General features: G+C 35.5%; 11 protein-coding genes. 7 read left to right on the top strand and 4 right to left on the bottom strand.

Features of this window, described 5'->3' with window-relative positions; genetic code table 11:
* Nucleotides 1-8 precede the first annotated feature (8 nt).
* The 5 genes from N523_RS0103560 (at nucleotide 9) to N523_RS0103540 (ending at nucleotide 7759) form a co-directional block, all read left to right on the top strand.
* Nucleotides 9-2780 carry a hypothetical protein gene (locus tag N523_RS0103560; RefSeq protein ID WP_028834335.1) on the top strand — a complete coding sequence of 924 codons (2772 nt, stop codon included), beginning with the start codon at nucleotides 9-11 and terminating at the stop codon, nucleotides 2778-2780.
* Entirely contained in the window at nucleotides 2770-3327 is a 558-nt protein-coding gene (locus N523_RS0103555) for a hypothetical protein (protein WP_028834334.1), read from the top strand. The genes N523_RS0103560 and N523_RS0103555 overlap by 11 nt, the downstream gene beginning before the upstream one ends.
* 513 nt (nucleotides 3328-3840) lie before the next feature.
* The gene (locus N523_RS0103550) at nucleotides 3841-4539 is read left to right on the top strand and encodes a hypothetical protein (RefSeq protein ID WP_028834333.1); all 699 of its coding nucleotides are present in this window, start codon (nucleotides 3841-3843) and stop codon (nucleotides 4537-4539) included.
* Nucleotides 4540-4685: 146 nt separating this feature from the next.
* Nucleotides 4686-6893, top strand: coding sequence for a hypothetical protein (locus N523_RS18885; protein WP_051440306.1), 2208 nt, complete (start codon nucleotides 4686-4688; stop codon nucleotides 6891-6893).
* A 113-nt stretch (nucleotides 6894-7006) separates the two neighbouring features.
* The gene (locus N523_RS0103540) at nucleotides 7007-7759 is read left to right on the top strand and encodes a hypothetical protein (RefSeq protein ID WP_028834332.1); all 753 of its coding nucleotides are present in this window, start codon (nucleotides 7007-7009) and stop codon (nucleotides 7757-7759) included.
* A 326-nt stretch (nucleotides 7760-8085) separates the two neighbouring features.
* Here the strand turns inward: N523_RS0103540 and dinB are convergent, their stop codons facing one another.
* From dinB to N523_RS0103525, 3 genes are all read right to left on the bottom strand, one after another.
* Entirely contained in the window at nucleotides 8086-9144 is a 1059-nt protein-coding gene (gene dinB, locus N523_RS0103535; protein ID WP_028834331.1) for a DNA polymerase IV, read from the bottom strand.
* Between the two features lie 66 nt (nucleotides 9145-9210).
* On the bottom strand, nucleotides 9211-10644 hold the full coding sequence (locus N523_RS0103530; RefSeq protein WP_028834330.1) for a DEAD/DEAH box helicase: 1434 nt from the start codon (nucleotides 10642-10644) through the stop codon (nucleotides 9211-9213).
* The gene (locus N523_RS0103525; protein ID WP_028834329.1) at nucleotides 10641-11165 is read right to left on the bottom strand and encodes a hypothetical protein; all 525 of its coding nucleotides are present in this window, start codon (nucleotides 11163-11165) and stop codon (nucleotides 10641-10643) included. The genes N523_RS0103530 and N523_RS0103525 overlap by 4 nt, the downstream gene beginning before the upstream one ends.
* A gap of 100 nt (nucleotides 11166-11265) precedes the next feature.
* On the opposite strand from N523_RS0103525, the gene N523_RS0103520 reads away from it, so the two are divergent.
* Both N523_RS0103520 and N523_RS0103515 read left to right on the top strand, forming a co-directional pair.
* Nucleotides 11266-11502 carry a helix-turn-helix domain-containing protein gene (locus N523_RS0103520; protein WP_028834328.1) on the top strand — a complete coding sequence of 79 codons (237 nt, stop codon included), beginning with the start codon at nucleotides 11266-11268 and terminating at the stop codon, nucleotides 11500-11502.
* A 173-nt stretch (nucleotides 11503-11675) separates the two neighbouring features.
* Nucleotides 11676-12185, top strand: a complete 510-nt coding sequence (locus N523_RS0103515; RefSeq protein WP_331280062.1) for a type I restriction-modification system subunit M N-terminal domain-containing protein — start codon at nucleotides 11676-11678, stop codon at nucleotides 12183-12185.
* Between the two features lie 683 nt (nucleotides 12186-12868).
* Here the strand turns inward: N523_RS0103515 and N523_RS18880 are convergent.
* Nucleotides 12869-13098, bottom strand: a 230-nt coding sequence (locus N523_RS18880; protein WP_036959666.1) for an efflux RND transporter permease subunit, incomplete at its 5' end; no start/stop codon positions are given.

Genomic DNA, 13098 nt, shown 5'->3' with positions numbered 1-13098 from the left:
GGTTTAATATGAAATTAAATTTTTCTACAACTGCATATGAAATGTTTTGGGAAGATCAAAATCAAAAGCTGCTCTCACACCCTTGTTTTATAAAGGAAAAAGGAATAATTTTCGATGATGTATTCTATTTTAAACACCACAATATAAATAACGTTACAGAAATTAATTTTTCATTGTTTGACATGCCTCACATTAATTCAAGTGGATCTGCAACTTTAAAAATAGGGGGAGATGTATACCCACTGTCAGCTAAAGAATATGCCAAATTATTTTTTATCGCTACTATCCCCAAAAATAATGTATACGGTATTACTTCTATTTTACAAATAGTAATACATATTTTTGCTTTCCTAAACTTCCATAAAGCTCTATATCTAAGTTCAAATAAATTAGAAGATTTTTGGATTTCATATTTAAGTGAGTCAGTTAACGAAAATGGATTTTATAATCGTTTATCTCCTCCGAGCTTTAGTGCAGCTATCAAGTTTATACCTCTTGCCATTACAAGAAACAAACTTAAAGCGCTAGGTGTTATTGGTGTCATAGATAATAATATTACGCAAAAAAAGGTTGAAATCATACTAGATAATGTATGCCAATCACAGTTAGGTATAACACTGAGTGAATATAGATTAGGGGGGAGTTTTAACTTTTTAGGTTTAGAGCTTGGGCAGTACTATATTGATTATTTAAGGTTGGTTTACCAAAAAGATTACTTATATATGGCCATATGTAAGAAGACCATTAAAAAAGTAGCTGAGACCTACAATAGAGTTTTGGATTCAAAGTTACACGTCAGGATAAACGATGTGGTGGTAGCTTCGTTAACTCATCACAAATTAGACCCCCATAAGAAACACACAAAAGGTATTAATCACAAAGACTTATTTAATGAGGTGCAAGAAATTGCATTCAGCGAGTATCAAAAGCTGTTTGAGAGTGCCATGTCGCTCAATGAAAAGTGTATCAAAGAGCTAGTAATCAAGCTCGGTCTTGGTATGCGGTTCGATGGCGTTGAAATAATTCGTATTTTAATGCTCGCAAAGTTTTATGATTTGGATGTGCAAAAATCACCAACAGAGATATGGGATAGTTATTTAGCTTCACTCGATAAGACTTTTATTGAAAGTCATAAATTAGCTGAAGTGACTATTGAATGCGTCTATGAACAAATGCAAGGCATAATTTTACCAAAAAAACTGAAAAAAGCGGAGTTTTTGCGAACCCTTGAATGTTTCGGTGATAAGATTCTAAAAAAAGGTTTAAGGCCTGATTATAGATCTTTTAAGGCTACATTGAATAATATTGTTCATGCTATGACTACCCTTGTTGCTGCTTGGCTAGGTTATCGAAAAAGTGAGTTTGGTTTTCCGTTAAATGCAATTCACATAGAACCAAACATAGATATTCTTGATAGTTCACATATACCATTTCGTTTTAAGTTAAATTGGCTTGTTCCAAAAACTCATGGGAAAACTAAAATTAAGAGAGAGATTACTTCGCAGTGCTATCAAATCGCAGTACAGCTAAATAACTTATTCAGTGCTTCATTCGATGATCCATGCTTGTATGAATGCGGTGAAGGGAAGAAAGTGACGACTCAATCTGAGATGTTTATTGAAAGAAGGGTGAAGGCAAACTGGCAAGATTTTGTGTATAGTTATCAGCCTTTTAATGATGTTCTTAAATTAGCGCTATTGAATTCTAAAGATGTGGAATTTATGAACAGTGATGAGTTAAAAGACTTTGATCGATTACGTCACATGTATGATCCCCAAAGCGCTCGGTATAAGCATCTATTATCTACAGCAAAAGAGGTAAAACGGGATTGGAAAAGATTGTCTTGTACTTCTTTTTCTAGCTCTCGAGCCCAAAGAGCGTTTAAAGCTTCATTAAAGTCTTTTATATCCGTTGGTTTCACCCACAATGAGTTACATCAAAAGTTAATAGAAACTTACTTTTCTGAAAAAACAAAAAAATTGCTTCGCTCCGGAACTGTGGTTTTAGACAACAAAGCTATGAATGATATTGTTAATGAATTGCTAGTGGGAGTTCGTTATCCATCTTCACATGCATTGAGACATATTTGGGCTGAAGCCGTATTAACTCGATATCATGGTGATATAGGTGCCGTGATTCAGCATCAATTTTGTCATTTAGATAGCTCGTTCTTTATGGCGTATCTTCGAAATAAAGACGTTCGAGGCTTAATGAAAGGTGCAAGTCAACGTTATCTTAATTCTATTGTGGATTCGTTGCTCATTGATTCAGATAAAGTAGGGCAAGAGTATATTGGTGGTTTTGCTCATTATGTCAAAAAAGCTGTTGCTCTTACTAAGCCAGTAAGTGTAGATAAGTTTAATACATTAAGGTCGAGTATCAACGAGCGTATCATTAGTATTCAGCCAAGCATTTTTGCTATATGTATTCCTAGAGATAGCGGTGAAATAAGGGCTAAATGCGCCAAATTTGGCAGTATTAATCCACAAGATGCCAAACCAGAGTTCTGTTTGAATTGCACTAATGCTGTTATTACATCTGGAAACTTAAGAGGTATTTGGACAACAATTCAACCGATGGTGAAAGAAGCTCTTAACGAAAATACGTTAGGTTTCATGCTGGAATCACATTTACCTACTTTACGCTCAGGCTATAAGCGAATAAAGCAACTACAATCATCAAACTCGGAAGCAGTGGCGAAAATTTTAGGGGTTATCGAAACTGCAATCAAGACAATTGAATTAAAGCTTCAGCAAGAGAATACAATATATGGCAAATGATCATATTGACTTGGATGAGTTAATTGGAGAAAAATTCCTAGAAACTCTAGATGATAAATATATTCAGTCTCATACACCCGAAAGACCATCGTGGGTAATTGATGATGAGAATCATACTACATATAAGTCTTGGCAAATTATTTTGGTAATTAAAGAAGAAAAAGAAGAAAACATCAAAAAGTTTGGAAAAGTTGCTAATAATAAAACACAAAGATCTTTGTATAAGATATTAAAGTCTGAAGTTGCAGAAAAAATGGAGATTAGTTCTCAAAGTATCTTCAGAACTTCAAAGTTTAGCCCTTCAATTCTTAAGTTTTTTGATGAAATAAATATCGCCTTGTTAGAGTTGTATGAAAAAGAACAAATTAAGCAAAGAAATAGACAAAAAAATACGGGGATTCGGTCTCGAAAGAAACAAGCTATTGTGAGGAGTCACCAAGATATCGAAAACGAATTAAATCAACTTAAAGCACGAACAACTAAAGAAGTGCTCGATTTAGCTATAGATAAAATGCCATTAGATTACAGGCTAAAACTAGGCCTATAAAATAAATGTATAGAAATATGCGCTTTTAGTAATTAGAGCAAGTTTATATAAATTGTCATATTCCACACTGAGTAAGGTGGCTCACTGGACTTCCCCGCTTTCACTAAACACCTGCTTATAATCTTAAAATACAAAGCAGAAGTAAGCTTCCGGTTTGTAAGCCTATATTGCTATATTTCGGAAGAAAACTTCCGTTTATAGGGCTTCAAGGGTAATTACCGGAAATATACTTTTGTTTTTTGATAGCGTTAACCTAGATAGATATATGAGCAACTTTTCGGGGTCTTATTTGAGCGAAAACCAGTCATTTAAGTAAGTTGTTATTAGCTTAGTAAGAATAAGAGGAAACTTTCCTCTTTTTTACATGTTTATATAGGCTACAGAAAGCATAATATTTGTAGCTGGCAATAGTTTACGCTATTTGCTATTAATAGGGATTCATAAAATAAGGACGTTTTCGCGCTAAAATAGGAAAGTGTCCACTGATAAAGCTGTTAGCTGCTAAGGAATACTTTGGAGTCTCCAATCGAAATTTTAATAGGAATTATTCTTGGTGCTATAGCTGGATATGTGGCTGCATACCTTAAAAAGAAAGCACAGAACCGCGCATTATTAGAAGATGTTAGGCGATTAGAAGAAGAAAAAAGATCTGTAGAAAAGAAGTTCGTTGTAGAGGTAGAGCAAGTAAAAAAAGAGCATAACTTAGAGATTGAACACCGAAAATATCAGTATGAAGATAAAAGGAAAGTGTACTCTGACTTTTGTAACGACTTAGATAAGTACCAGAGCCAAGGGCAAGTCATCTTTAAAGAAAGAATGATGCCTATGATGACTCGGTTGCTTGAATCAATTGAGGATAGTGACGGCTCAACGAAAAGTGTAGAGGTTTCATTTTCAGATTACTTTTCTGAAATGCTCTTACTATGTAACGACTTAAACTTGGCTTTTGTCGAAGTAAAAAATCAAACAAACAAATTGCGACTGAGCACTTCTGATGAAGCTGAAAGTTTATTGAATGATTTACTTATCAACTTGGAGCAAACAAAGGATTTATCTACTGATTTTATGCAGTATCTTGCGACTCCCAATGGTATGAATGATAAAGATAAACAAACTGAGTTAACAAATATTCTTACTGAGCTAGGTCTACAAAATGAAATTATTCGAACTAGTTTAATAAAACAAATGAAAAATGAACTTCAGAATATATAGCAGCTAACTAGGCACTTAAATGAGAGTAAAACAATAGGTTACGTTTTGCTTCGCACACATTCAACCCACCATTTTAGTCCGCTTAGTGCGGCGTTACAGGGCTAGATGATTAATCTACCCTCGGTTAATAATTAAAAGGATGAGTTATGGATAACCTTAAAGTACGTTTTGAAAACTGTTACGGTATTTCTTCATTAAATGAAACTTTTGATTTATCTAACACCCGAGGAAAAACTAAAGCTTACTCAATCTATGCCCCAAACGGACTGATGAAAACATCGTTTTCTAGAACTTTTGATGCCTTATCAAAAGGCGAACAGCCAAAAGAAGAACGCTTTAATCGCCTACCAACTTGTACTATTGAAGTTGATAATGTTGAAATTAAAAAGGAACAAATATACGTTCTTAAATCTGAAATAGAAATAAGCTCTGATAATGAAGCCGTAACAAATATTCTAATTAATCAAGAGAGTAAGATTAGATATGACACATTAATTTCTAACATTCACAAATTGAAATCAAAGCTTGAAACATCACTCCAAAAAAAGTCCAAACTAAAAAAAGGTGAAGTCGAAAATAGGCTGATAAATGACTTTCAAACAGATAATTTTGTTAGAGCAATAGAATTAGCAAAAGAAATTGTTATTGGTGATGATTTAAAAAGTTTTATCTATAACGAAATATTCGACCCCAAAGCCATTTCGATACTAGAAAGTCCTGAGTTTCTATCAAAATCCGATGAGTTTAATCAGCGTTATCAAGAGCTCTTTAATCAAGAAGGAACAATATACAGTAGAGGGGTTTTTAACCCTACAAAAGCAGATATATCTTTCAGCACCTTAAATAAGCAAGGTTACTTTGCCGGTGGGCATAAAGTTCATCTTCAAGGTGAGGCTTCTTCAATTAATTACGAAGAACTGCAAGAAAAAATGAGGGTTGTACATGAGTCAATTGACAGTGATGATGAACTTAAAAAGTTAAGAGTTAATTTAGCTAAAAATGCACAGACTCAAGCATTAATTTCATTGTTGGAAAATATTTCTGCAACTGAGGTTGAGCTACTTTTGCATAATGTAAAACCTGATAACCAAGCAGAATTTAAAAGGAGCTTATGGGCTTTTTATATTCAAAATTGTCCTGATACTGATGTATTCCTAGAAGCTTTCTCCGACAATCAAGCTGAGTTGCAACAAATCGAATTAGACGCTGCAACAGAAGCTCCAAATTGGTCTGTAGCTATAGAGCTTTTTAATAATCGTTTTGTCGACATGCCTTTTACTCTTTCATTATTTAATCAGGTTGAAGCAGCATTAGGTAAAGATAAAGCACAATTAAAGTTCACGTTTAAAGATGGTGATGATCGTATAGATTGTACTAGAAGTGAAATTAAGTCTTTAAGCCAAGGAGAGAAACGCGCACTTTATCTTCTTAATTTTATCTTTGAAGTAGAAGATAGAAAAAGAAAATCAGCGGAGACTCTTTTTATTATTGACGATGTAGCAGACTCTTTCGATTACAAAAATAAGCATGCTATTGTTCAATACCTTGAGGATATCTCTGAGATTGAACATTTCTCACAATTAATTCTGACTCATAATTTTGATTTCTTTAGAACTTTGGCAAATAACTTTGTTCATCGTGAAAGATGTTTAATGGCTAACAGAACTGAAAATGGTATAGAGCTCTCTCAAGCTGAAGGTATAAAAAACTACTTTATTGGAAAGTGGAAAAGAAACATAACTAATAGTGAGTTCATCCTTTGTGCGACAGTACCTTTTACAAGAAATCTGCTCGAGTATATTAAAGGCGAAACTGATCCTGATTACTTGAAGCTTACTAGTCTATTGCACTGGAAAGAAGACACAGCCCAAATTACTATAGGTGAGTATTATAAGATCTATAATCGGTTATTTGGTACGAATTACCCGACGAACGATGCAAATTCTTTCAAAGAATTATTATTTAATAAAGCAAATGAGATCAAAGATAGGGCTAACCATGAGGGACTTAATTTAGAAGATAAAGTCCTTTTATCAATAGCTATCAGAATGAGATCTGAAATTTTTCTTATCGAAGAAATGCGCAAAATAAAATCTGATGATACTTATTGGTGTCAATCAATGAATCAGTTTGGTGCTCTAATAAAGTCATACATAAAAGAATTACCTGATAGTCAAGCTATCAGCACTCTTGAAAAGGTTAGCATTACTGTTAGCTCGAACATTCACCTTAATTCGTTCATGTATGAACCGATATTAGATTTGACGATCGAACACTTAATCACATTGTATTCAGAAATTTTGGAGTTAGAGTCGGCAGTTCCAGTTACTCAAGAAAGCGAGCCAGCCCTTTAACAAGCACATTAAGCACGGAACTGCTAATAGTTTGCTCGGTTCCGCTACTTTGCACATTTTAGTAAACTATTATCAGCCCCTTTTGGGGGCGTTAGCTATATCGGAGGCGAGATTTGAATAGGGATGTTTTTCAAAAACAATATGATTTTGAGCTTGAGCAGAGGAACGGTATAGCTTCGGCGACAAATACACCTATTGTTGCATTAACGATACTCGGTGGAGCGCTTGCTGCTGTAATTACTGGATTTAGGTACTCAAATGAACCAGCTACATATTTGTTTTTGTTGTTTGTACTTCTTGCTATCGGAAGCATGTTAATTTCTGTTTATAAGCTGGTTCGGACATTCTTAGGATATTCGTATCAAAAAATACCGCTAGCGAAACAGTTGAGAAAACACCTAGAAGATCTTAAAAATTGGCATAATACAAATGGCTCATGCGTCGATAAAGCAATTATTGATTTTGATGAATACTTTGACGAAAAGTTGTCGGAAGCCGCTGAGCACAATAGTGCAAACAATATAAAAAGAGGTAACTACTTACACGATGCAACCTTATTCGTGGTTGTTGCCTTTGTCTTTCTATTCTGTGCTTCGCCTTTTTATATTTACGAACGAGTTACTACAGTAGATAAGGTTTACCAAGTAAATTTAATTGATAATATATCCCAAAAAAAGGAAGAAAATATGGCCGATAATGATTCGGGTAACAGCAACCAAGGACAGCAAGCGGCTCCCAGTGCAGCCCCTTTGCCAACGCCTTCAGCAGCTCCTAAGCCAATTGGTCCACAAAATGTGATCTTTAAGGGCAACACTGATGGAGGTAAGACAAGCGCTTCCGACAGCGGATCAAAAGGCGAAAAGTAGCTAACAATCAAGCAGGGACGCAACAAAGCTGCGCCCCTGCTTGACGCGTTACGAACGTCCGGAAATGGCACATACCGGAAATAGCCTGTTGATAAATTCCGTATCTATAGACTAAAGTTTTTAAAGACTTAATGTAATAAATTTTCGACCATTAAAATATTTACCTAAACCTAAACCTAAACCTTAACTAACCTTACTTTAATTTAAAGCAGGCTCTAACTAATAAACTCCAACACTACACCGTGCTTGAAATTCAAACTATTCTCAAGCTGCCGTGAAATCTCAATTTAAGTGGCGCTTACCAATAGACTGTCCCTTAAATCGTACTACCACTCAAATGAAATTTGCTCTGTTTCACTTTTATTAGGTGTAAGCCCTATGTGGATACCAAGTAGACGTACTTTTTTTCCATTTCCTCGTGCAAAGGCTTCAACTAATAATTCAGATAAAATGGCCAAGTCAATTTTATCTGTTGAAAACTCTTTAGTTGTTTGATGAAAATCAGAGAACTTAACTTTAACGCCAATCTTGCTGATACCTCTATCTAACAATTGTTTTTCGGCTCTTTTTTGAAGCTCTGGGAGTAATTTATTTTTGAGAATATCATCAAGAATAGATAGATCTAATATATCTTCAGGGAACGTTCTTTCAACACCTACCGACTTTCTTTCTCTACTGACCATAATTGGTCTATCGTCACTTCCACTGCATCGGTCCCATAACAATCGACCAAGCTTTCCATATTTAGAAGTTAAATACTCTAAGCTAGATGCTTTCACGTCTCTACCAAACTTAAGGTTATTAAGAAGTAGCTTTTCATTAGTTACTTTACCAACACCAGGGATTTTTTTTAACTCCATATTATCGATAAAAGAATCTACATCTTTAGGGGGAATGACATAAACACCATTTGGTTTATTTAAGTCAGAGGCAACTTTAGCTAAAAACTTTATTGGTGCAACGCCAGCAGAAGCTGTGAGATTTAATTCTTTATGGATAGAGCGACATATATCTTGTGCGATTAGCGTGGCTGAACCGCTAAAGAGCTTACAATCAGTAACGTCCAAGTATGCTTCATCTAAGCTTAGGGGCTCAATAATGTCTGTATATCGTTCGAAAATCTCTCTAATTTGAGAGCTTACCGATTTATATACTTCCATTCTGCCCGGAACCAAAATTAAGTCAGGGCATTTTCGCAGTGCTACACTTGTCGGCATTGCACTTCTTACACCATATCGCCTCGCTATATAATTACTAGTAGAGAGCACGCCTCTAGAGCTCCTGCTACCACCAACTGCAACGGGCTTATTCGCTAGCTTTGGGTTGTCTCTAATTTCTACAGACACATAAAATGCGTCCATATCTACATGAATTATTTTTCGCATATTTATTAATAAAAAATGAAGCCTGTATAAAAATACAGTGTTTTTTTGCAGAGATCAATTAACAGTCTATCTCAATTCACTTAACCCCAAAGCAATAGCCTCTTGCTGAAAGCGGCCTGATATATTAATTATTCGCTCATAGGCACCGGTTAAAAAATGCTCCTCAGTCGCTTCAGGCCTATTGCTCATAACTGGCTGATCAAAAAAGTCAGCAAAGTTATCTAAATCAAACTGAGCTTTGGAAGGTTTTTTATTTTTCTTATTAAAAGTCATTTTACTTAAATCTTTACCTTCTGTAGGCTCTTTAGCAGTAGCTTTCATCTTTTCAAACTTAACTACATCAGCTTCAAAAGGAACATCTTGATTAACTCTATACGCATACTCTAAAAGCTTAGGTTCGGCGGGCATGTACATAATAGCTTCTTGGTTTTTAGAGTTTGTTACCCTCAGTATACGGCCCAATATTTGCCTAAAATGCATTTCTGTTTTTATGTTTGTAAGGTGGCAGCAAACCTGCAAACGAGGGATGTTTGTACCTTCGCTAATCATACCAACAGAAATAATCCACTTAGTTTGTGCATACCTAAACTGCTGAATAATACTTGTAGGTTCATTTTCTCGATAGGTTACAACAGTGCTACCCTCGTCAAACTGAGTTCGCATTAACATAGAGATTTGATGGGCATGCTCAACAGACGATGCAACAATTAACCCCGCTGCATCGGGGGTTTTCACTCTGATTGAAGTCAGCTTCTTTTGAGCTGAAGAAATCATGTATTTTATTACCGCTTCATTTTCAATAATTTCTTGATAAGAAACGCCAGAGTCGTTTAATAACGCTTTAAAGCAGTTAAATGTTTTGGTGTCAGCGTCATCTACAACTGTAATGCGGCTATTATCAACAGCTACTATTTGTGGAACCCGACAAACATTATCTCCAATAGCCTCAGAAAGCCCGTAAACGTAGTCACACGTTATTTTATTGTTAGGCTGTTGATACGATGAAAGAACAATAGGAGCAGCGTCAGAGCGCCAGGGAGTGCCTGTTAAGGCTAATGTGTACTGTGCTTTATTTTGAATGTTAAGTATTATCTGCTCACCCCATGCATTGGCATTGTCAATATTAGAGCCTGCACAATGATGAATTTCATCAAATATTACAAAAACACGATATCGTTCAAATAGTTGCCAAAAGTGCACATCTAAATACTGTAAGCTTTGATAGGTTAAAGCTCTACCTTTAGCGCCAATAAACCCATCAAATCGTTCATTCGTTTTTAGCTGTAAGCTTTCCTTAAAGTCTTGGGAAACAATAGACGACGGTGAAAAACAAATGATTAAATCGACCATATTGCTTTTTAATAACTGGTTAGCTAATTCTGAAGCCATCAAAGTTTTACCCGCCCCAGGAGTTGCCAAGGCTAAAAAGTGGCTATTGCCGTTCTGATATTGTGTAAGCGCAAAATTAATACATTCGGCTTGCCATAGTCTTAGTTTCATATTTTTTCTAATGCTTCGTTTTGCTTCAGTAAGCCTTCAATCGCTCTAATCTTGCCAAGTATTCTGGTATTGTTGTCTCTTGCTTTGTTGTATTGTGGCTGTAGTTCATCTACCAGTTCGGGTGACTCCAAATAGAGCTCTTTATACGCCTCTGATTCCCCCATATTCAATAATAACTCGGCTTTGTAATGGTTTAACTTACTAAGTAACAGCGCATGTTTATCATTTTCTTTTTCTGTGATTGAAATAGGTATTGAACTAGCTAAGTGAGTAATTACCTCAACATCAAAGCTCTCTGTTTTATTGAATCGCGTAAATCCTTTTTTATTTGATACCACCTTTTTCAGCCAGCCTTTTTTAACAAGCTTGAGCAGTTCTGCGTATATACTTCGCCTAACTGCGGTAGGTACTAAAGAAGAATCACTTTTTAATGCTAAGTACGCCGAGCGCACATCACTTGTTGTAAAGTTATCAAAATTTGGTGCAACAATAATTTGAGCTACGAGAGGGTCAAATTTCAAAGTAAATCCTAATAAACTTCTTATAATAATGGGTATTATAGGGCGTGGTAGTTAAGCCCTCAACATGAAAATCTAATCATTTTGCCTTGAGGGGAATCTGGTGAGTGATTTAGTTAAAAATTTTGGTGAAAAACTACGAGAAAAACGAAAAGAAGCAGGTTATTCGCAAGAAGGCTTTGCCGCCTATGTCGGTATAGAGCGCGGTAATTACGGAAAAATGGAAAGAGGTAATGTTAATATTAAACTCGAAACCTTATATAAATTAGTAAACGCATTAAATTGCGAGTTTGAAGAGATACTACCGGCAAGGAAAAAGTATAAAATTGACCTAGATTAACCAAAAACTACTTGATACTAATATATTATTAATTTTTTAATTAATTAGGGTATATTAATCACTATTACCTCAGAAATATAAATAAGCGAGTGAGTTGCTTTAAGCAAAAAAATCATCTCAAACTCATTGGCTAACAAGGACTTAATTTACATGTTCGATCAAACCTTTAAAATATCGACGACATTTTCCATAAAAATGCTGGCTGTTCTAGCGAACTAGACTACACCGAGCAATCGTCGTGGATGCTATTTTTAAAATACCTTGATGACTTAGAGTTTACAAAGTCGCAAGAAGCCGAATTGATCGCAGAAGACTACCAATACATTATCGATGAGAAATACCGCTGGAGTTCTTGGGCTGCGCCTAAAACTGCTAATGGTGAGTTTGATCACGATAACGCCTTAACCGGCAGCGACTTAATGGATTTTGTTGATGGTGAGTTATTTCCATACCTTAAAGGCTTTAAGCTTCGTGCGGAGCGCCCAGATACCATTGAATACAAAATCGGTGAGATTTTTAGCGAGATCAAAAACAAAATTCAAAGCGGTTATTCACTGCGTGATGCGCTCGAAAAAGTAGACGAACTGCGCTTTCGTTCGCAAGAAGAAAAGCATGAGCTTTCCCACCTGTACGAAGTAAAAATTCAAAGCATGGGTAACGCTGGCCGTAACGAGAGTGAATAATAAATAATGTTATCTTCAAGTTTTCTATACGAATGCCACCTAAATTTAGCAACCAAAGTGTTATCTACTTTTTAAATCCAACGAAAGATTAATACAGAGTTTAACGTGCACTATAGTTGCCATATTATTAGTAAGATCCAAATGCAAAGTGTTGAATCATACTCATCAAAGTGATTTTTTATATCACCATGATAATGATACTAAATCTACTTATGACATATCAGATAAATCGGGGCGATTTGAGTTTACACATACCAGCGATAATTACGTGCTTCTATGAGGGTTGTCTTTGGGTAAGCTAAATATAAGCATAGTGAAGCTGCTCTTTGACATCAATCATGGGATCAAAGTTAATAACAATCATAATTTGAAGTAGCTTAATAAGTATAGAAGCCACCTGATATGCAGCTATGAGCAGACGGCCACTCTAGCGCGTTTTTGGACATAAATGAGTTAGAGCCGAAGGACGGCTCTGTGCCATAAGCCGACCTTGAGACACATAAAGATTAAGACTGCAAAGATACGAAAGCGGAAGTTAGCTTTGGCCTGTTTAACGACAAATATTCCGACAAAGCAGTCATGACTATTAGTTTATTGTTAAATCTAATCTTTCTTTTCGTTCATCTACTCAATAACCCCACGCTAAACGTGACTTTAGCGTGGGGTTAGAGTTCACAGTCATTTTATCTGGATAGCTCTTTTATTTTTTTCTCTGAAAACCAGCGATATAAAACAGGTAAAACAAATAATGTTAACAGTGTTGCAGTTACCAAGCCGCCAACAATAACACTCGCTAATGGGCGCTGTATTTCTGCACCAACACCATTAGACATTAACATCGGTATCAAACCTAAAGCTGATGTTATAGCAGTCATAAGTACAGGTCTTAATCTTGAAGTAGCGCCTTCAAAAA

The organism is Pseudoalteromonas sp. 23_GOM-1509m (genome assembly GCF_000518425.1).
Lineage (GTDB): Bacteria > Pseudomonadota > Gammaproteobacteria > Enterobacterales > Alteromonadaceae > Pseudoalteromonas > Pseudoalteromonas tetraodonis.
This window is presented reverse-complemented; position numbering and strand designations above follow the sequence as displayed.